Raw genomic sequence first — 20,513 nt, forward strand, 5'->3', positions numbered from 1 at the left:
AACTCGCCGCTGGCTTAGCGGCGATGATGAGTTGTCAAAAGGAATGACCATGCAACAGATACAAAACCAAAGCCTTGTTTCGTTTATGGTAGCGAATCCACAACAGGGCATTGCAGTGACTAATCCGGCGACCGGAGAACTCCTCGGGTACGCACCAGTTTCAACCGAAAACGACATTTTAAATGGCATTGAACGTGCCAGTGTGGCGCAGAAAGAGTGGGCGGCACTGCCAGCAAAAATGCGTGCTGGCATGCTCAATCGTTGGTTCCAACTCCTGTTAGAAAACAAAGTCGACCTTGGCCGTTTGATGACGTTAGAGCAAGGTAAGCCGCTAGCGGAAGCTCAAGGTGAAGTGCTTTACGGCGCGAGCTTTATCGAATGGTTTGCTGAAGAAGCGAAGCGTACCTACGGTGAGACGATTCCTGCGCCAAGTGCGGACAAGCGTTTGGTGACCATCAAACAGCCAATTGGTGTCGCCTGTGCGATTACACCTTGGAACTTCCCAATTGCGATGATCACGCGCAAAGCAGGGCCAGCTTTAGCAGCAGGCTGTAGCTTTGTGGTAAAACCATCTGAATCTACGCCGCTGTCTGCGTTTGCGGTTGCAGAGCTTGCCTATCAAGCGGGTATCCCACGCGATGTGCTGCAAGTGGTATTGGGGGAAAACTCCCGTCAGGTCGGTGCTATCTTCACTTCACACCCGTTGATTCGTAAGTTGTCTTTCACTGGCTCTACTCAAGTCGGTAGCGTGCTGATGCAGCAAAGCGCGGCTGACATCAAACGTACCTCAATGGAGCTCGGTGGCAACGCGCCATTTATCGTATTCGATGATGCGGATATTGATGCAGCTGTGGCAGGCGCGATGGCGTCGAAATTCCGTAACGCAGGTCAAACGTGTGTTTGTGCGAACCGTTTCTATGTACACAGCAAAGTGTATGACGAATTCGTTGCTAAGTTTGACGCTGCGGTTCAGCAGCTCAAAGTTGGTAACGGATTGGAAGAGGGGGTCAACATTGGTCCAGTGATCAGCGAGTCAGCGAAGCAAGGCATTCAGACGCTTATTGATGGTGCTATCGAGCAAGGCGCGAAGCCGGTTTCAGAGCTTAAAAAGCTCGATGGTCTATTTATGCAGCCAGTGGTTCTCAAAGACGTTACTCACGACATGAAGATTGTTTCCGAGGAAATCTTTGGCCCTGTCGCGCCAGTGATTCGTTTTGACAGCGACGAACAGCTAGTCGAAATGGCGAACGACACCATCTACGGTCTCGCGTCGTACTTCTACAGCCAAAACATTCACCGTGTTTGGAAAATCGCAGAAGCGCTCGAATACGGCATGGTCGGCATTAACGAAGGTATGATCTCTACTGAAGTGGCTCCTTTCGGTGGTGTTAAGCAGTCCGGTATCGGACGTGAAGGAGCAAAACAAGGTATCGATGAATACATGGACGTGAAATATCTCTGCTTTGGCGGCAACTAATTAAGGACAAAACAATGACAAACCAACAACTACACGAAAGAAGAAGCCAAGTTATCGCTCAAGGCATGGGCGCACTGTACCCACTTTACGTCGAGAAAGCAGAAAACGCTTACGTATGGGATATCGAAGGCAACAAATACATCGACTTTGCAGCGGGTATCGCGGTGACTAACACCGGGCATTCTCACAAACGTATCAGTGAAGCGGTAAAAGCTCAGTTGGACAACTTCTCGCACACGTGTGCGATGGTTACGCCATACGCGTCATTCGTAGAGCTGGCTGAAAAGCTGACAGAACTTGCACCAGGTGAGACTAAGAAGAAAGCGATCTTTCTAACCACTGGCGCCGAGGCGGTCGAAAATGCCGTAAAAGTGGCACGCGCTCATACAGGCCGTAGCGGCGTGATAGCGTTTAAAGGCGGCTTTCACGGTCGCACAAATATGACGATGGGGTTAACTGGTAAAGTTGCGCCGTACAAAGCGGGCTTTGGTCCTTTCCCGAACGAAATCTACCACGCGCCGTACCCAAATGCGTTCCACGGCATCAGCGTTGAGCAAAGCTTACAAGCGATCGACGATCTATTTGCTTGCGATATTGAACCTTCACGCGTTGCGGCGATTATCTTCGAGCCAGTGCAAGGCGAGGGCGGCTTCTACAAAGCACCTGAAGCGTTTGCACAAGGCTTGCGTCAGCTGTGTGATAAGCACGGTATCATGCTGATTGCCGATGAAATCCAAACAGGGTTTGCTCGTACCGGTAAAATGTTTGCAACAGAGTATCTAGGCATTGAACCTGACCTAATGACAATGGCGAAAGGCATTGCTGGTGGTTTCCCAATCTCAGCGGTAGTTGGGAAAGCGGATGTGATGGACTCTGCACTACCCGGTGGTTTAGGTGGCACTTATGCGGGCTCGCCACTTGGTTGTGTTGCAGGTCTTGAAGTGCTGAAAATCATCGAAGAAGAAGACTTGTGTGCTAAAGCAATGGGCATCGGTGAAGTGGTCAATGTTCGTATGACGAAACTGCAACAATCAGTGCCTGCTATCGGTGAAATCCGTACCACGGGTGCAATGATGGCGATTGAGTTTACTGACCCAGAATCAGGCAAACCACTGCAAGAGATGACCAAAGCGGTGATTTCTAAAGCGCAAGAAAATGGTCTTATCCTGCTTTCTTGTGGAGTAAAAGCGAACGTGATTCGTCTGTTACCTCCATTGACCATCGAATCTGACGTGCTAAATGAAGGCCTAGATAAGTTGGAAAAAGTGATTCTTGAAGTGGCGTAATTCACGCACTTTTAAATAGCAATAACAAATCAAGGAAGCGGTTGGCATCAATCGTTTCCTTTTTATTTTTTTAACGTATCTGCTGCCTATCTAAAAAGTATTGCTCAAGCTCCAAGTTGTCACTCTTATTACGGATGACTTAACAGTTGGGCTCGTTCTTACTTTCCACTTAGTCGCTACTTTGTTCTCCTCGAATGTGGTTTGGTGCTCACATTCTAAATCCCGACATCTGAAAGCCACTTGAGTCTATAATTTTATTGAGCGTCATTCCTCACTTTTTGGACTATAGAAATGAGATAGTATTCATATCCCACTTAGGTTGCTTGACAGATTAGCAGGACGAACTTTGATAACAAAGAATACAAGGTATGCCATTTTACTCGGCTTAGTTCCCATCGCCATATTTGTAGTGGCCTTTCATTCGATAACCAACTTTTACGTCAACTCGGTAAAAGCGTCGAAAATAGATGCTTACGTAGATTATTTAAATCAAAGGTCTGCCTATTTGGACGGAGCAATAGTGAAGCAGATTGCTCAGTTAGATTTTACTTGTAGTGATAGTGATGTAAGAACTTTACGCGACCCACGTTTTTATAACCGTTACATTCGTTTTATTGCGATGACCACAAAAGGCGGAAAAACGTGTTCCACGGTTGGTAGTGAAGTGTCTCGCCCATCTAGTAGTGAACGATTTCAGATGGATGAGAACTTTTTCGCATCACTTATTTTGCCGCAACAGAATGACCAAATAGAGTGGATGGTCATTTATGATAATGAACACGTTGAAGTCTTCTGGGTGCTTGATAACAGTTGGGTTAACGAGGTAATAAAAACGCCTTGCAAAGACTGCCTATTTGTAGAGTTTAAGTATGATGAACCAATATTTGGTGATTTAACGATAAGCCGTGGCAAAGCGAATATTGCAGGAGAAGAAAACGCACTCTCAAAAGAGTTTTTCTTTTCAGGAGAGTCTCAAGCCAACATGCTCATCAAGATATTCAGCGGTGAAAAACTTAAAAATTATGCTCAGGAAAGAGTACTTTTGTGGGGCGGTCTTGTAAGTGTGCTTGCTGGTCTTGTGACTGCCTTTGCATACATATCTGGTAAAAGCTTGAGAAAATCCATTACAGGTCTAATTGAAAATGGGATTAGTAATGCAGAATTTATTCCTTACTACCAGGCGATTGTCGATAGTCGCGATGGTAAGACAGTAGGATATGAAGCTCTGATTCGATGGTCGCGACGTGATGGAATGGTGCCACCAAATATGTTTATTGGTGCTGCAGAAGAAAGTGGCCTGATTATCCCGATGACCAATCAGCTTATTCGTAAAATCATACAAGACTTAAGTGACTTACCCGAGCATACGTGGGTCAGCATCAATATTGTTTCCTCCCATTTAGAGTCAGGTGTATTAACGAAGTTGCTGTCGGAGTTAAATTGGCCAATCTCTAATAGAATTCATTTTGAATTGACCGAGAGAATACCAGTAAAAGACACTGAGGCCGCGAAAAAAGAGATTTTGTATTTAACGAATAAAGGCTACAAGTTCAAAATTGACGATTTTGGTACCGGATATGGTGGCTTTTCTTACCTACAAGATTTGGGCATCCGATGTTTAAAAGTGGATAAGATGTTTATTGATCCAATAGGATCTGACGACCAAAAATTGAAAGTGCTGGACTCAATTGTGTCTGCAGCGAACAAAGCGGAATGTGAGATGATTGCAGAAGGTGTAGAGAGCCAGGCTCAAGTCGAATATCTGGCTCAGCATGCGATTTACCTTATTCAAGGTTATGTTTACGCTAAACCAGAGCCCCTGACTAACCTTGCAAGCGCTTAACAGCCATAATGTCAAAACGTACCGTTTTAAAGGTGTCAGTTGCCTAGGTTAGCGCTGATTTCTGCTGATGGGGTTACACTTGAGGATTCCTAACACTCTCATTACTTCTAGAGTGTTAGGAATTAACGTTACTTAGGAGGAGAGTGCGGCTCTTTTCGTTTTGATTGACGTAATGAGCTGAGGTAGTAATGACATTACGATCATTCCTAGCATTAAGCTGTATTGCAGAGGAGTGAACGTTTCCCCCAATAGCAGTAGGCCCGAAACAATGCCTGCGACAGGGTTTGCAATACCACCAAAGGTAAAATCTACGACCGACATCCGCTGTAATAACCATACATACATGCCATACCCTAATGCAGTGTTCAGAATAATTACCCACAGTAACCCTAGAATATTCGTCATGGATACGTCCTGAACGACCGTAACATATGGCTCTGGATTGTTTATCGCCAGCACACTTGTTGCGATAGACATAATCACGCCACCCAAAATGAGCTGCCATGTTAGCACTGTCCACCAGTGCATTTTTGTACCTAGTGACTTTGTTACGCTACTTCCTATCACGATGCACATAATGGCAGAGATCATCGCAAGTAAGCCCACGGGTTCGAGAGAAATAGAGCTAGGATCAAATAAGAACCAAGCTAAAGTAATCAAAGTTGCGCCGCTTATCGCTTGAATGCCACTAGGCTGACGTTTGTAGACCGCCCAACCAAACAGCATCGCAAAAACGGGGACCGAAACCATACCAACACCAGAGATGGCAGAAGGAAGCGTCAACGCCATGACAAAAATGAGACCAAAGAAGCAAGCGATGTTGATGGTTCCTAAAACAAGCAGCACTTTCCACTCACTTCTTTTTGGAAACGAGGGCTTTATTGCCAGCAACAAAAGACCCGCAGGCAGTGCCCTTAGAGCGCCAAGTAAAACGGGAGGCCAGTCCGGTAGAGTAAACTGAGTAACAGCGTAAGTCGTCCCCCAAAAAAAGGCAGGAATCATCGCAAGTAAAATGTTCATGTTAAATATCTTTATGTAGAGATAATTAAATGTAACGATATCGGCAAGGTGGCTTTTTGTAAAGTATCTTTATGTTAAAATAAAAAATATATGATGTTTGGAGAGAAATAATGGATGCAATTGATAGAGTGGTAGAGCAGTGGGCTAGGGAGAAGCCAGACCTCGACACTGAACCGATGGCAATAATGGGTCGACTAATGCGAATTGCAAAACACATGGAATCTAGGGTCGCCGAGCTACATAAGAAGTACGACCTGAAAATGGGTGAATTTGATGTGTTAGCGACACTGCGTCGAGCTGGTTCACCATATTGTCTTACTCCCTCAGCGTTAATAGAGTCGATGATGCTCACTTCGGGTGCGATGACTAATCGCTTAGATAAACTTGAGAAGAAAGGGTTTATTACCAGAACCCATAGTAAAGAAGACCGACGTAGCGTCACCGTTGAACTAACAGAGCAAGGCTTAACCTTAATTGACAAGCTAATTTTGGAGCATGTAGACGTTCAGCAATCGTTATTGCATGGTTTAGAAGGCAATGAAAAAGAGCAGGTTAACCAGGCGTTAAAATTGCTATTGCCACAATTTGAGTGAGAACGCTGAAGGAGGTAGGGGATATGAAAAGCAAAGAACTAGAACAATACTTAAGTACCTTCATGTGTGCAGAAAGCGATTTCCCATTTGGGCCTGAAGCGCTTGTTTACAAAATCAAAGGCAAGATGTTTGCCATCATTGCAGAGAGAAACGGTCGGGAGTATGTCAGCGTAAAAGTAAAACCAGAAGATGGAGAAGTCTTAACGTCGCAGTTTACGGACATTATCCCGGGTTATCACTTAAATAAGCGTCATTGGATAACGGTTTATTTTAACGGTGATGTCGAGGATGGGTTGATTCAAGACTTGTGTGAACGCTCTTATGCTCTTGTCGTTGCCAAGCTGCCGAAAGCACAACGAGCGTTGCTTGGTGAGTAATCGGCAACGCACTGGCCTCTGTTGTTTTGTCGCTCGTTGCTCGTAGCCTTTACGGAAAAATTCGCACCTTTTTCATCCTCGGGCTATATAAGAATAAGAAGGTGGAAAAGGGGAATGATATGCGAGCATTATCTGAATGGCTAAAAGAATACGGGGAGAGTCACCAAAACCCTATCAACCAAAAGATTCACACAATCGCAGTTCCAGGTATTTACCTTTCTGTGGTTGGACTTATTTGGTCGATTCCCCAGATTTCATTATTAGGCTTCGAACTTAATTGGGTTTGGGTAGCGGTGATCCCCACTTGGGTTTTCTATTTTCGTTTGTCTCTGAGCGTATTCATGATGATGATCGGCTACACATTAGCGTGCATTGGCCTTATTTGGTCTCTAGAGGTATTGATGTTGCCCGTTCTGCATATTTCTATGCTCTTGTTTGGTGTATTGTGGATATTGCAATTTATCGGTCACAAGATTGAAGGTAAAAAACCGTCGTTTTTTGAGGATTTACAGTTTCTACTCATCGGCCCGATTTGGGTGTTCAGAAAACACTAGCGATAAGCAAAATCAGGCATCATCCGAATGACACAAGACATATAACGTTCAGAGATTATGTAGCTCTTACTACAGAATACCTCTCCTTCTTATTGCCACGACAAGCATTCACTTTAGATACGCACTATGATTAAAGAGGTGCCAACGCACTTTACGCTATCGAGATACTTAAACTTACGGCAAGTTTACTTTAGGGGGATGAATGTACGACCGACAATATAAATATGCCTATTGGAGAGAAGAGCGTAAAAAAGGCAAATGGCACTATATATTAAAGTCCTTCTTTATGATTTGTTGTGCATTACTGCTTGGTAAAGTCATCGGTTTGTTCATTTTTGGAGAGCTGCATTCTTTAAGCGACATTTGGGAACAACTCCCTGCGGATGTTTTTATTATGATGCTCGTGGGCTTTCCAATTAGTGTCCTTGGTTGGTACCACGAAGAGTCAAAGTTTTTCCGGGCACTGCGACGCAAAGAAAAGCGGTTAAAAGGCAATCAAAACAAACCGAAATAGAGTAACCTTTGTCTCTGTTTGGATTGCCACTTACCTATCTGAACGATTCTATCCCTTCCAGTCGTTTAGCGTTTAGTTACGTGTTGCAAAAAGCCTTCTTAATACAGCAGCCCCCAGTGTTGTGGAAATTGGTACTGTAAGAAACATTAAAAAACGAAGTTGAGCATTAGCGTATAAAGGCTCGCACTGTCATCCTTTGGGGCTGATGAAAACGCGCCAGAGCTATTATTGTAGGCGTTGAACCTTTGCCATTCTGCGTTCAGGGAAACGTTGTAATCTAGGTCATATCTCAATCCGAGTAAGAAACTGTCTCCACTTTTTTTATCCCGACTATTAAACTGCTGACCGTAAACAATATAAGGAGTTAGCTTGTTTACATTATAACTTGTTGTCGCGTACCAAGATGAGGAAAGATTGCTGGTCTGTCCTTCTGCCATAATCACAATGTTATCGAGCTCGTATCTTAACCCTAGAGAGAACAGATCGATCGTGTTGTTTTTTTCTGTTTCAACTAGACGGTCAATGATTGTGGTTCCGCCACCGGGAGTGGACTGCTCAATGTTAGAGAGCGTCGTTGTTTGATCATAATCGCCGTGGAGGTAGGAAAAATTCCAACGATAGCTCTCTCCGCTTAGCGTTAAGTTCATCCCTGCAGTATTGTTTGACTCAATTTCCAATTCAGTACGTTCATTGATGGTTACGTCACTATTGTCTTTAAACCCGACAAACGGCATGGCAGTAAGTACGACTTGCTCATTGAGGTCATGAATCCAGCGTGCAGATAGGCCGTTATAAGCCGTGATACCTAGAATTCTGTCATATACCTCATTCGGTGGGCGGGCTTGGGTAAAAGCGTGGCCGACATAGTTGTACTCAGACATCAAAAACAGTGGCAGTCTTAAGCGTCCTCCTCGTATTTCTATGTTTTGATAGGTATAAGCCAAATACGCCCACTCGAGCTGAGGCGAGCTCCAATGGTCTTGCGGGCGCTTTACGACTTGTGCGGATGCCCGAAATGCCTTGTGAAAATAATCGAGCTGCATGCCGAAAGTGGTATCGCAATCGAAACAAGATTCATCGCCAATAAAGCGGTTAACTAGTAACGTAGTTGGGTTATCGGATTTTGCCCACGAAGTAGAGCCAAAACCACTTAAAGAAAGTTGTTCTGTTAGTTCAATCGTGGCTGAGCTCGGAAAGGTCGCGATACTCAGCGATAACATGGTTAAATATTTTTTCATATCAATTCTCCGAGCTAACCACACATAAAACATGAGCATTACTAGGGACGCTCGATGTTGGGGCATAACCAATTCTATTCGGCTTCTCTTGCATCCATGCTATGAGGTCATCAATGCTGGAGCGTGCAATCACTTTTGGCGGTCTAGCTTTACCTGAAAAAGACAAGCTTGCCCAATGCGCGTTCATTTGCGCTAAATTTTTGTTGAGAAGATAACGATAGAACTCAGCTCTTTCTGTTGATGTCGCAGGCCAGTCAGAGAGTTCAATTCGCTGGCCTTGTAAAAGTTGCGTCTTCCCTCTGTACAACTTTCGCGCTTTATTGACAGTGAGCGGAGAGAATTCGTCATTAAATGAGAAAACGGCGTAGCTCTCTGCAGCGAGAGCTTGGCAATTTAATGAAAGAAGGGCAATCAGAATATACAGATAGCGTTTTATGTAACGCAAAGGAAAAGCAACGCGAGAATGATTTCTACTCATAGAATCCACCTACATTGCTTGTTCAATTTGATACAACAGTTTTTCTTTGCGCACAGGCTTTGGTACGTAGGCATCCATTCCTGAATCAAAGCAGCGTTGAATATCATCATCAACGACGCTTGCTGTTAATGCGATAATGGGCGTCTTAGCTAATCCTTTACTCGCTTCATAAGCTCTAATTTGCCTAGAAGCTTCAAACCCATCCATTATGGGCATCATGCAATCCATCAAAATAACATCAAACTTTCCATCTTTTTGGAACATTTCGACTGCAATTTGTCCGTTTTCTGCGACTTCGAATTGATAGCCTGCTTTAGATAGCAATAGAGAAGCCACTTTCTGGTTCACTCTATTATCTTCGACAAGCAAGATGCGTTCGGAGCGAATAGGCGTTACCGTTGCTTCTGGTTGCTCAGAACTTGCAGGTAGTTCATGAGTTTTATCGGGGGTGGTGTTCTCTTGGTGTGGTTCAGCAGGCGTCGTGTTGGAAACACGTAACCCAATTGCCTTATCTAACTTCTCTTTAAGCAACCCTGCTTTAAACGGTTTGGGCACATAGTCATCCATTCCAACGTCAAAGCATTTTTGTATATCGTCATCGACCACACTTGCCGTTAGAGCAATAATCGGAATTCTGAAAGCGCGTTTTTCTTTTACTTCTATTTGACGAATTATTTGGGTGGCTTCAAATCCATCCATTACGGGCATCATGCAGTCCATTAAAATTAGGCTGTATTGATTCTGTTGAAATTTCTCAACCGCTTCTTGTCCGTTTACAGCGACATCAAAGTCGAAGCCAGCTTTTGTGACGTGTAGCCCCGCGATTTTTTGATTGACCGTATTGTCATCAACGACCAAAATTTTCGGCAGAGATTTAACATGTTGCGCTGAAGTGCTCTCTTGTTGTGCGTGCGAGAAATTTGCCGCACAACTTTCAAGTGCTTTAATTAAGCGCTGCCCTAGTAGTGGCTGAGTGACCAAGGCGCTGATACTGTTTCTAAAGTCGAATTGTGGGCTATGAAGGTGCTTGATGAGGCAGACACGAATGTTTCGTTTACAAAGGCTTTCTATCTCATCGATATGCATCGCCGCTGCATTTGGTGATGCTTCTACATGAATAACGATAACGCGCTCGTTATCAATCCACGTTGGCAACGCACTTAAGGTATCTACTGACTGCGTTATATTGATGTTGAAAAAACTTAACTCGTTACGCAGTTTTTGTTCTAGTTGAGTACTGCTGCATACAATCCATATATCGTTGTGATTCAGAGCGTGATAAGCGTTAAACTCTTGCGTCACAACAGGAGCAGTTAGTTCAAAGAAGAAGCGACTGCCTTTACCTTTCTCGGATTCAAGTTGAATTTCTCCACCCATTAGCTCAACTAATTGCGTGCTAATGGCAAGCCCAAGTCCAGTTCCCCCAAATTGTCGGGTAGTAGAGTTATCCTCTTGGGCAAATGGAGCAAATATTTTCTTTTGCTGCTGGGCATCAATACCAATCCCAGAATCTTTAACGGAAAACTCGATGACCGCTTCACCATTTTTAATTTCGCGGGTGATGACCGATAACTCTACACTGCCTTGTTCGGTAAATTTTACCGCGTTAGACATGAAGTTCATGACAACTTGGCGTATACGATGGTCATCCAACATTACGTGGTAAGGCGTGTTACGGCTAATGTTGACTTGCACATCGATGCCTTTTTCCTTTGCTTTCGGTGAAATGATAGAAGCAATGTCATAGATAGACTCTCGAACACAAGTTGAATGTGGGCTAATGAGCAACATCCCAGATTCAATTTTTGAGAAGTCTAGAACGTCATTAATTAAACTCAAAAGCAGTTGGGAGGAGGTTTCAATCGTGTCGACGTAATCGCGTTGTGTGGCAGTCAGGGAAGTATCGGATAACACTTCAGAGATGCCAATAACGCCATTTAGCGGCGTGCGGATCTCGTGGGACATGTTGGCCAAAAAGCTACTTTTGGCTTTACTCGCCTTAATTGCATCATCTTTTGCTTGTTCTGCATCTTCTTTAGCTTGTGTGAGCTTTAGTCTGGACAACATCCGCTCATCACTAAGCTTTTTTACCTCTCGAGCAAACTTACTCAGCTCGTCTTTACCCTTTATTAGTTGAGCAAGAGGTGAATTTTCAGTGTTACTTTGTTCATTGCTTTCGTTACTGAGAAATTTGAGGACTAGATTCAAGTTTCCAGTAACTTTTCGCACCAATCTTAGCGTTAAACTTACGACCAACAGCGTTAAAAGGCTCATCATTGCGATAAAGGTAAAGCGGTGCTGTGTCGTCGTGTTGATTGTCTTTGATATATCATCACTCAGCTGTTGTTCCATTTTGTCGTCAACACTTTGTAATAACGATAAGCGTTTGTTGAGTGCAGATAACCCCGCATCAATCTCATCCGGGGTTAATGATTTGAGTTGAGCTGGTTGCAATAAATAAGCACGAAACTCTTGGCTTTTGATAAAGACTTCACCCGTAAACGTCTCAATGAGCAGATCTACTTGTTGTTGATTGGCATTTAGCGTCACAAAACGCTCTAGAAATAGTTGTTGGTTCTGGATTAAAGATTGGATAGAAGCCTGTGTTGTGAGGTCATACTCGTTATTTTCCTCTGAAGATCGAATCAAATATTCGCTTAATCTATGCTCTTCAGTGGACCAAAACATCAACCATTCAAGTTGCATCAAAGAAGAAAGGTGAGTGTTTGTTTCATAACTCACATTTCTAAAATAGACTTTGTCTAAGCTCATGAGGATTTCTTTGAACGTATCAGCGCGCCACTCTGCCGCATCTAACTTTTCTTCTTGATTGTGCGAAGAGAGCATCGAGAGGGTTGCTTCCTCAAAGCTTGTCAACTGGTTTAGTATCTCAGCGTTTTCACCGAATACTGGTGCAGCGGTGTCGCGTAACAATTGAGATATCTGCTGAGTTTTTAGTTGCTTATCTATTACATCAGGGTTATTCGGTAGGTGATAAAGCGAAGATACGCGGTCGATGTAGACAGAGAATAACTGTGCTTTTTGTAGTTCCTGAGCCTGGATAGAAAGGCTTTGTACATGTTTACCCGCGAGGACAAGCAACAATAAAATTGGCAGCAAAACCAACCCAAATAGCTTTTGTTTTACCGACAGGTTGTTCCAAGAAAAGATTCCTACCACGCGCATTTCCATATCCAATAAGTTGATATGAAAAGTGTAGTTTATTTATCTCAGATGTTAGATTTTAAGAGAAAATTCATATTAATGAGGTGGGGGAAGTGTGACCGATATTGCATTACGAGTACTAACGCGCTAAGCGGCAATAGTTAACAAAACGGCGTTCTAAGCAAAGTGATTGACGCTTTGAGCGCCACTCCCTCGTTGGTATTCAAATGCAATCAATTCCTCGGCAGGTACAGGTCTACCTAAGAAAAAACCTTGTACGACGTCACAGTGGAGAGACTCCATTCGTGTGAGTTGAGTTTGAGTTTCTACGCCTTCGGCTACTACTTTCATTCTTAGGTTGTGAGCCATGGATACAATCGCGCGAACTAATGAATCGTCTTGATCGCTTTTTCGGATTTGAGCGATAAATGAACGATCAATCTTGAGCCCGTCAAAAGCCATATGTTGTAGGTAGGCAAGGGCTGAATACCCCGTACCAAAGTCATCTAGCCAAACTTCCACTCCGATACTTTGTAGTTTTTTAAGCACATATTGAGCTTTCTCTGTATCATCAATAAAAAGTGACTCTGTCACTTCAACATGAATGGTTTGAGGGGCGACATCATGTCGTCGTAAATACTTAGAAAATAATTGACTTAAATCTTGGCGATAGATTTGTCTTGGGGACAAGTTTAATGCGATGTGAAAATCAGTACCGAAATGTTCTGCCCACATTGCCCGCTGAGCAACTGCCGTCTCAATGATATGTTCTCCAAGCTCCAATATTAAATCACTTTGTTCTGCGATCGGGATAAACGATTCTGGACTGATATAACCTTTCTCGGGATGATTCCACCTAACCAATGCTTCGACCCCAATTAGGCGATAAGTTTTTAGATCAAATTGTGGTTGATACCACAGCTCGAATTGAGACAAATCACGTACTGAACGACGCAGTTCTCGTTCTATGTATAAACGTTGTTTAATCGTTTCATCAAACGTGGAATCGTATATCGTCATAATGTCTTTACCGCGTCTTTTAGATTCCTGCGCCGCAAGAGAGGAAAGCTGTAAAAGAGACTCAGCGTTTGAACCAAATTCTGGATACACAGCAATTCCGAGGCTTGCCGTAATTTGAATATCGTTCTCTTCCAAACTAAAGGGAGAGAGTAGTTGGCGATGAATAGCGTGCGCTTTTTCTCTAGCTTCATGATTGTCCGAGCACGGAAAGGCCAGTACAAATTCGTCCGCACCAACTCGACTTACGATGGTAGAAAGGCGGTAAAGCGGCTTAAAATAACTCGGCAAACGGCCTTGAAGCTCTGAAGCAAGATGGCCTAGCAATTTATCCCCAATGTTATGTCCGTAGTTATCGTTAATGTGCTTAAAGTCATCCAAGTCAATAAACACAACCGCAAGTGAGGGGGATTTGTGGTCAGTTATTTGCGTTTGAATATCAATGAGTAACTTTTCTCGGTTTGGCAGGGAAGTCAGAATATCGTGGTACGCCATGAACTCAACTCGGCTGGTGTATCGGTTCACTTTGTTTGACATTTTGTTGTACGCCGAAATAAGTTCTCCCACTTCATCTTTGCTTTGTATGTCGGTGACTGGCAGCGCTTGGGTATTTGACTCTGAAAATTGATCTTTTAGTTGCTTGAGTGGCTTAGTTAACGACCGCCCCAAAGCATAAGCGATGATGCTACCGAATAGAACGGATATCCCACTGATCGTTAGCAGCAAGTTAAACATCTTCTGTTTATCGTTTGAGGTAATCGCTTGGACTTGTTCAATGTTCTGTTCTTTCTCTTCCAGTAGATGTATCAAGTTAAGCTCAAGATATACCGCCCCAAGAGTAATGTTTGATTGCTGAATCGGCGCTGCGATCTCCAACTGATGCTTGGAAAAGGAAACGAGAGTTCTGGATTCTTCTATTGCTTTCAAAATAAAAGGAGAGCGGTCATGAGGTTGGGCAAACATCCTTAGCTGAGTAGTGCCGTCGTGAAAGATTAGCCCTTCATTGTCAACAACATGTATTTTCGAGACATCTGGCTGGCTCAATGTTGCCTTAATTTGCTCATACGCTTGACTGATATTGTCTGTATAGAGTGGATCAAAAAGCTGTTTTGATAATAGCTCTGCATAAACCAACCCTTTTTGCTTAACGTAAGATTCTGTTTTTTCTTGAGAGTTGTTCGTGATTTGTTGAGTTAAGCTATTTGAATACGCATCGTAACCGTGCATGTATAACGCAAGATTTATCACCACAACAAACAAGACAACGAACATTGTCGAGCAAATGTATTTGGTTTCGAGTGAGAGCTTTTGAAACATCAATCCACCTTCGGTAACAAGTGAACTGACTTGCGCACTGTACTTAAGGAGGCTCGCATTTCTGGAGTAAGTGCGCTGAATTTTTTGGTGTTCTGAAACTTTTTAAGTGCGAGAGAGCCTTCGTGAGTTGTATCCATATCAAGCAGTATGGACGTGATTTTACGCTGTTGCTCTAGGCTCATGCTTGGAGAAGCGAGAATCAAATCCCTGGGTATTTCAACAGAACGAGAAAAAATCGCTAGTTTGTCTTTCATGTTCTCTGGCAAATCTTTGGGATTGTTCCAGTTGAAGTTACTGAATGCTCCTGCCGCAACTCTCTGTTTATATACCCATACAGATAGGTTGATTTCATTTGACTGAGCGAGTTGCTCATCAAGGAATAAATAACCAATACTGTCTTTGGCCGGTTTGTCATCAGGAGAGGGAAGGTATTGCAGTTTTTCTCCGTGATTCAGCAATGTAATCGCAGGTAGGTAATAGCTGCTGGTAGACGTGCGCTTTTCAAAAACAAGCGTTTTTCCGCGCAGGTCAGAAAGTGACTCAATCCCACTCTCTTTATTAGTAAAGAACACCGTATGATATTTTTGCAGGCCTTTTTTCCATCGTATAGCAAGAACTTGGCTATTAGACTCCTTTTCTAAGGTCATCGCATTAAAGGGGGTCGCCGTTGCAATTTGAACGGTGCCATTTTCAAGCGCAACCGCGAGCTGACGATAATTTTTAAATACCTTTACTGCCCCTTTTGCGTAACCATATTCAGACATATTTTCAGTTACATACTGAGTAAGGGGCGTCGCTTTTTTGATTTTGCTTTGGGCTTTATTGGACACAATGCCAAACGTGAATGTTTTCTCAATATTTTCTTGTGCACTGACAACAAAAGGTGAACTCAGCAAAGTGAGTAATAACAGAGTGCAGGCAGGTTTCATCCGGCTTCAACTTCCTTCTGGTGCATGTCAGTAATATTTAGTATTTATCAATGTGCCGAAATCAATCTTAAAAACAGTATGATGTACAAATTTCGTTGTGTGCGCACTTTTTATAATGTGACTTGGTCACTTATTCCGTTCAAATAGTACCGAATTTGACGTTTATGTACAGGATGAATGTATCACCGTGAGTCTGAATTCACTGGATTCTTGGTCAAGCGCTGTATTGGCTGTGAGCTAATGCGCCTTATGTATCGCTATTTTGTACTAAGAAAATTTTTCCAATTGTTTTTGATACTTTTTCTCGAGAGCTTCATTGCCTGCTGCACGTTCAAGTTGAATCATGAGTTGCAAAGAGGGCTTCTTCACGCCATACATTTGATTGAATCTCATTAATCGAATTCTAGCTTCAGTATAATCACCGCTATCAATCTCTATTTTGGCGAGTTGCAAAATCGATTTTGGTCTATGGGGATCATGATCGATAGCTCTAGTAAAGTAGTATCTCGCTTTGTCTTTATCTTGTGATTTTAGCGCGCAAAAAGCTGCATTCTCATAGCTTGCTGGAATAAGGTAGTAATAAGGCTGCTCAATGGCTCGATTAAACATCTGATCGGCTTTTTCGAAGTCACCTCGCTTGCAAAGAAAAGTACCGTAGTTATTGAGCACATTTCCGTTTTTAGTGTGTTGGTGTAGAGAGCGTTTATACATCTGTTCGGCTTTAATATCTTCACCAACCGTTTCGTAGTAGTGAGCCATAGATAATTGCGCGCGATAGTATTGAGGTGCGTGGTTTAAGGCTTGTTGTAAGTTATCATGCGCGCGAATCATGTTACCGCCGTCTAAATAACCTAGGCCAAGTGCGATACGTGATTCTGCCATTGCCACAGGATCGGCTTTAACGACAGGGCTTCCATCTTCTTTCACCGTCACGCAACCCACGAGTGCAAACTGAGACAATAATAATAGTGCACCGAGCTTTGCTGTTTTCATTCTTTATCCCTACATCCCTACATCCCTGAATCTTTCTGCATGATATGAATTACTTAGCAAAAGCCTATTGAGGAAAAAACACTATGCGATCAGGTTTGCAAACTGTTATGAAAAAGCCGCCATATGGCGGCTTGGTTCACATATTACATTTCGGTAATGATGAGTGCTTTGTTTGCTTATTTTGAAGCTAATCGTCTTTAGTGAAAGCATCTTCACTGAAGTGATCGAGGTCGTACGGTGTTTGCTGATAAACACAGTAGTTCAGCCAGTTTAAAAAGAGGAGGTGTCCATGGCTTCTCCAGCTTGCAATTGGTGGGTTATCTGGGTTGTTGTTTGGGTAATAGTTGACAGGAATAGCGGGCTCCATACCTTCGCTTAAATCTCGGATATATTCATTATGTAAGGTGTGAGAATCATACTCAGGGTGTCCTGTGACAAAGACATTGCGTTTGTCTTTTGTGGTGGCCAAGTACACACCTGCGACATCCGATGTCGCTAAAATGTCTAAGTCAGTATGCTCTTCTAGAAAGTGAGGCGAAAAATCTGCGTAACGCGAGTGAGGAGCCAAAAACGTGTCATCAAATCCGCGTAAGATAGGGTGAAACTGATGATGGATTTGATGATGATAAACACCTGAAAGTTTTTCTTTACGCGTTTTTTTAGGTAGATCGTAGAGTAGCTTTAACCCTGCTTGCGCAGCCCAGCAAACATAAAGAGTAGATGTCACATGATCTTTTGCCCACTCCATGATGGTTTTGAGATGATCCCAATAAATGACATCTTCAAATTGCACCAAACCTAATGGAGCTCCAGTAATGATCATGCCATCGAAGTTTTTATCTCTCACCATTTCAAATTGGCGATAAAACGTGTCTAAATGTTCAGTTGGCGTATTTTTACTCGGGCGGTTATCAATGCGCAGTAATTCGACGTTAACCTGTAGTGGGCTGTTTGAGAGTAGACGCAGAAACTGAGTTTCAGTCTCTATTTTTTTTGGCATCAGATTAAGGATCAGCACTCTTAAAGGACGTATTTCCTGACTCGCTGCACGCGTTTCACTCATCACGAAGATGTTTTCTGTCCTTAATACATCGGTAGCTGGTAATTGATCTGGAATTCTAATTGGCACGACTTTCTCTCCCTAAGTATAGTCAATCTAGACGTCTATACTTCTAAAGCTAACTTAATTAAGTTTAGATGTCGATACGAAATCCGACTTTTCAATCTACTCTTTACATTATGGTAAACCGTACTCGGGGTTGTCACACAATTGTGACTAAAGCAGAGTTTCTGATGAGATAGGTTTGAAACGCAGTGTGTACTATTTGCTGGTAATTATGCGATCACGTTAATATGTGAAGGTGACTTCGTAGTAAGGAAGTCTCAAATTAATGAGCCATACTAAAAACAATCAGCTCACCATTTTGCATTAATGTGCATATTTGGAAACATCGTCAGTGGAGGACATTATGTTCGGTATTTTCAAGAGAAAGACAAAGATTCAGAGCATAGCTCAAGAAGTTCCTTGCGTGCTACTGCATTCGTTTGGTGATAAAGACATTTATACGCCGGAAGAGATTGATCAAGCTCTTCAAAAGCTGGGTTATGATAAGAGCAAGGATATCAGTCATTATCAGTATGCGTATGGAATGTTTGCCGATGAAGCCTCTTACGAGCTCCTAGAACTAACGGATGAGCTAGGTAATTATGGTCATTTCCAACGTGAAGTAGGTAAGATGCTACTCAATACACCTGAGCCGATCGATATGCATATCTACTTTGAAATTTCTCGTCAGCACCAAAACGTCAGCCTTTCACCTGGTCATCAAAAAGTAAGCGAAAGTGATGGTGTGTAAACATCGTTAGTGGTATTCCATCGTGAGATGAGTTGGGTATAATGCGCGGCCTAATTATCCGGACATGTTGTCGGTTACATTTCTGTTGAGCGTTAATGCCTTATGTTCAAAATGCTTGTCTCTATGCCACCAATGTTGGCGCTGTCGATAGCGATTGTATGTGAAGTGATTGCCACTTCTTATATTCCCAAAACAGAGCAATTTACGAAAGTAATGCCGAGCACAGTCGTTTTGATTGGTTACGGCATCGCTTTCTTCTTGCTTTCCGTCACAGTGCAAACAATGCCTGTCGGGGTTGTTTATGCCATATGGAGTGGTGCTGGGATCGTTTTGGTTGCGACGGTTGGTTACTTTGTTTACGGACAGCGTCTAGACTTACCAGCCCTAGTTGGTATTGGGTTTATCATCGCTGGTGTGTTGATCGTAAATTTATTATCCAAAACAGTAGGGTACGAATAACGCCACTCTACTTGTTAAGTGAATAAGAAGCCGCAGCGAGAAATTGCTGCGGCTTTTTAGTGCAAATTCAATCGCTAATGGCGAGTATTGATATGATGTCTATTGTTGCATTCATCACGGTCGCATTATGTGATTGAAAAACAGGCATTATTTAGCGCATTGAAAATACAAAGTTATGTTTCTTCAAACTTTAGAAAAGGGCAGTAGATAAATCACTCCGATAGATGTTAACGTGGCGACTCATCTTTACTGCTTTTTCATTCCCTACATATTTCTGCAAAGTTCTTATTGTGTAGTGTGTCGAAGAACCATAGAATCCGCGCGCTTTAATTTATGTTATTAGCGTTATCAATGATAAAAGTGCAGTCCATTATCATTGTTTTTATCACTTATAGATGGGCACATCTGACAATACTTACATGAACAAATACAAAAAGCCTGCATTCAAGGCCGAATTTCTTTTGCCTCGTTACTGGGGAACGTTAATTATCATTAGCGTGATGTACTTACTTAGCCTCCTTCCTTTTAAAGTTCAACTAGCTTTGGGACGCAACATTGGTCGTTTAGCTATGCGACTCATGAGAAAACGTCAAGTTACGATCAGACGCAATCTTGAGCTTTGCTTCCCTCATATGGAAGAATGCCAACGCGAAGCAATTCTAAAAGACAACATCGACAATACTGGCATCGCACTTTTTGAGACCGCAATGGCATGGTTTTGGTCAGATAAACGGGTAAACAAACACGTCACGATAAAAGGCATGGAGCATCTAGAGGCTTTAGAGAAGTCAGGCAAAGGTGCATTAATGTTGGCCGTACACTCAATGAATCTAGAGTTAGGTGCTCGAGCTTTTGGCATTAAAAAGTCTGGAACCGGTGTTTATCGCCCAAACAATAATCCGTGCTTTGATTATTTTCAGTATAAGGGACGCTCTCGCTCTAATCGTACACTGATTGATCGTAAAAACGTCAAAGCCATGCTTGAATCACTTAAAACGGGTGAGCGGGTTTGGTATGCACCGGACCACGATTATGGTAACCGACGCTCGACATTTGCACCGTTATTTGCCGTTAAAAATGCTTGTACTACGACAGGTACAAGTTTGTTGGTTGATTCTACAGATTGCGCCATTGTGCCTTTTACGATGGTAAGAGGAAAAGACGGACACTATACCCTAACCATTAGTGCGCCCGTCGAAGGTTTCCCGAAAGAGGATCATCAACGTGCCGCCGCATTCGTGAATCAAATAGTTGAAACATCAATCATGGCAAGTCCGAGCCAGTATATGTGGCTTCATCGTCGGTTTAAAACTAGACCAGAGGGTGAGGACTGTTTGTACAAGCCTAGGCTCATCCCTAGCTTGGCATAACACATAGAGAGCCTACAAAAAGCCCAA

The 20,513-nt window shown here is 43.0% G+C and carries 18 protein-coding genes; 10 read left to right on the forward strand and 8 right to left on the reverse strand.

Translation table 11 applies throughout. The features are described 5' to 3' along the window. Positions 1-49 precede the first annotated feature (49 nt). The 3 genes from R7Z78_RS05515 to R7Z78_RS05525 all read left to right on the forward strand — a co-directional run bounded on the left by R7Z78_RS05515 (position 50) and on the right by R7Z78_RS05525 (position 4,606). The gene (locus R7Z78_RS05515) at positions 50-1,477 is read left to right on the forward strand and encodes an NAD-dependent succinate-semialdehyde dehydrogenase (RefSeq protein ID WP_054574098.1); all 1,428 of its coding nucleotides are present in this window, start codon (positions 50-52) and stop codon (positions 1,475-1,477) included. Positions 1,478-1,491: 14 nt separating this feature from the next. Beyond that, positions 1,492-2,763 carry a 4-aminobutyrate--2-oxoglutarate transaminase gene (gabT, locus tag R7Z78_RS05520; RefSeq protein WP_054574099.1) on the forward strand — a complete coding sequence of 424 codons (1,272 nt, stop codon included), beginning with the start codon at positions 1,492-1,494 and terminating at the stop codon, positions 2,761-2,763. A 520-nt stretch (positions 2,764-3,283) separates the two neighbouring features. Continuing rightward, positions 3,284-4,606 (forward strand): EAL domain-containing protein, encoded by a 1,323-nt coding sequence (locus R7Z78_RS05525; protein WP_081007901.1) that lies wholly within the window; start codon positions 3,284-3,286, stop codon positions 4,604-4,606. Between the two features lie 132 nt (positions 4,607-4,738). Here the strand turns inward: R7Z78_RS05525 and R7Z78_RS05530 are convergent, their stop codons facing one another. Beyond that, the gene (locus tag R7Z78_RS05530; RefSeq protein ID WP_005385740.1) at positions 4,739-5,626 is read right to left on the reverse strand and encodes a DMT family transporter; all 888 of its coding nucleotides are present in this window, start codon (positions 5,624-5,626) and stop codon (positions 4,739-4,741) included. A gap of 110 nt (positions 5,627-5,736) precedes the next feature. On the opposite strand from R7Z78_RS05530, the gene R7Z78_RS05535 reads away from it, so the two are divergent. From R7Z78_RS05535 to R7Z78_RS05550, 4 genes are all read left to right on the forward strand, one after another. Beyond that, positions 5,737-6,219, forward strand: a complete 483-nt coding sequence (locus R7Z78_RS05535) for a MarR family winged helix-turn-helix transcriptional regulator (protein ID WP_017633984.1) — start codon at positions 5,737-5,739, stop codon at positions 6,217-6,219. 23 nt (positions 6,220-6,242) lie between these two features. Then, positions 6,243-6,596, forward strand: a complete 354-nt coding sequence (locus R7Z78_RS05540) for an MmcQ/YjbR family DNA-binding protein (protein ID WP_017633985.1) — start codon at positions 6,243-6,245, stop codon at positions 6,594-6,596. Between the two features lie 119 nt (positions 6,597-6,715). Beyond that, positions 6,716-7,150, forward strand: a complete 435-nt coding sequence (locus R7Z78_RS05545; RefSeq protein WP_005377800.1) for a DUF962 domain-containing protein — start codon at positions 6,716-6,718, stop codon at positions 7,148-7,150. A gap of 202 nt (positions 7,151-7,352) precedes the next feature. Beyond that, positions 7,353-7,664, forward strand: a complete 312-nt coding sequence (locus R7Z78_RS05550; protein WP_005377799.1) for a hypothetical protein — start codon at positions 7,353-7,355, stop codon at positions 7,662-7,664. 146 nt (positions 7,665-7,810) lie between these two features. Here R7Z78_RS05550 and R7Z78_RS05555 read toward each other — a convergent pair whose 3' ends face one another. From R7Z78_RS05555 to metA, 7 genes are all read right to left on the reverse strand, one after another. Then, a complete protein-coding gene (locus R7Z78_RS05555; protein WP_104975275.1) occupies positions 7,811-8,902 on the reverse strand; it encodes a sulfate ABC transporter permease in 1,092 nt (363 codons plus the stop codon). A 1-nt stretch (position 8,903) separates the two neighbouring features. Further along, positions 8,904-9,380: a hypothetical protein gene (locus R7Z78_RS05560; RefSeq protein WP_054574102.1), complete on the reverse strand. Its 477-nt coding sequence runs from the start codon at positions 9,378-9,380 to the stop codon at positions 8,904-8,906. A 9-nt stretch (positions 9,381-9,389) separates the two neighbouring features. After that, positions 9,390-12,566: a response regulator gene (locus R7Z78_RS05565; RefSeq protein ID WP_081007902.1), complete on the reverse strand. Its 3,177-nt coding sequence runs from the start codon at positions 12,564-12,566 to the stop codon at positions 9,390-9,392. 156 nt (positions 12,567-12,722) lie between these two features. Beyond that, positions 12,723-14,879, reverse strand: a complete 2,157-nt coding sequence (locus R7Z78_RS05570; protein ID WP_104975276.1) for a GGDEF domain-containing phosphodiesterase — start codon at positions 14,877-14,879, stop codon at positions 12,723-12,725. Continuing rightward, a complete protein-coding gene (locus tag R7Z78_RS05575; protein ID WP_017633990.1) occupies positions 14,879-15,808 on the reverse strand; it encodes a phosphate/phosphite/phosphonate ABC transporter substrate-binding protein in 930 nt (309 codons plus the stop codon). Before R7Z78_RS05575 ends, R7Z78_RS05570 begins: the two co-directional genes overlap by 1 nt. Positions 15,809-16,075: 267 nt before the next feature. Continuing rightward, a complete protein-coding gene (gene pilW / locus R7Z78_RS05580) occupies positions 16,076-16,801 on the reverse strand; it encodes a type IV pilus biogenesis/stability protein PilW (protein ID WP_017633991.1) in 726 nt (241 codons plus the stop codon). A 187-nt stretch (positions 16,802-16,988) separates the two neighbouring features. After that, complete coding sequence (gene metA / locus R7Z78_RS05585; protein WP_005377792.1) at positions 16,989-17,930, reverse strand: homoserine O-acetyltransferase MetA; 942 nt, start codon at positions 17,928-17,930, stop codon at positions 16,989-16,991. 340 nt (positions 17,931-18,270) lie between these two features. Here metA and R7Z78_RS05590 point away from each other — a divergent pair, with 340 nt between their 5' ends. From R7Z78_RS05590 to R7Z78_RS05600, 3 genes are all read left to right on the forward strand, one after another. Next, a complete protein-coding gene (locus R7Z78_RS05590) occupies positions 18,271-18,657 on the forward strand; it encodes a DUF6559 family protein (RefSeq protein ID WP_005377791.1) in 387 nt (128 codons plus the stop codon). Between the two features lie 123 nt (positions 18,658-18,780). Beyond that, entirely contained in the window at positions 18,781-19,116 is a 336-nt protein-coding gene (locus R7Z78_RS05595; RefSeq protein WP_169644527.1) for a DMT family transporter, read from the forward strand. Between the two features lie 419 nt (positions 19,117-19,535). Continuing rightward, positions 19,536-20,486 carry an LpxL/LpxP family Kdo(2)-lipid IV(A) lauroyl/palmitoleoyl acyltransferase gene (locus tag R7Z78_RS05600; RefSeq protein WP_025998561.1) on the forward strand — a complete coding sequence of 317 codons (951 nt, stop codon included), beginning with the start codon at positions 19,536-19,538 and terminating at the stop codon, positions 20,484-20,486. Positions 20,487-20,513 lie beyond the last annotated feature (27 nt).

This window comes from Vibrio sp. 1167 (genome assembly GCF_033340375.1).
Classification (GTDB): Bacteria; Pseudomonadota; Gammaproteobacteria; order Enterobacterales; family Vibrionaceae; genus Vibrio; species Vibrio alginolyticus.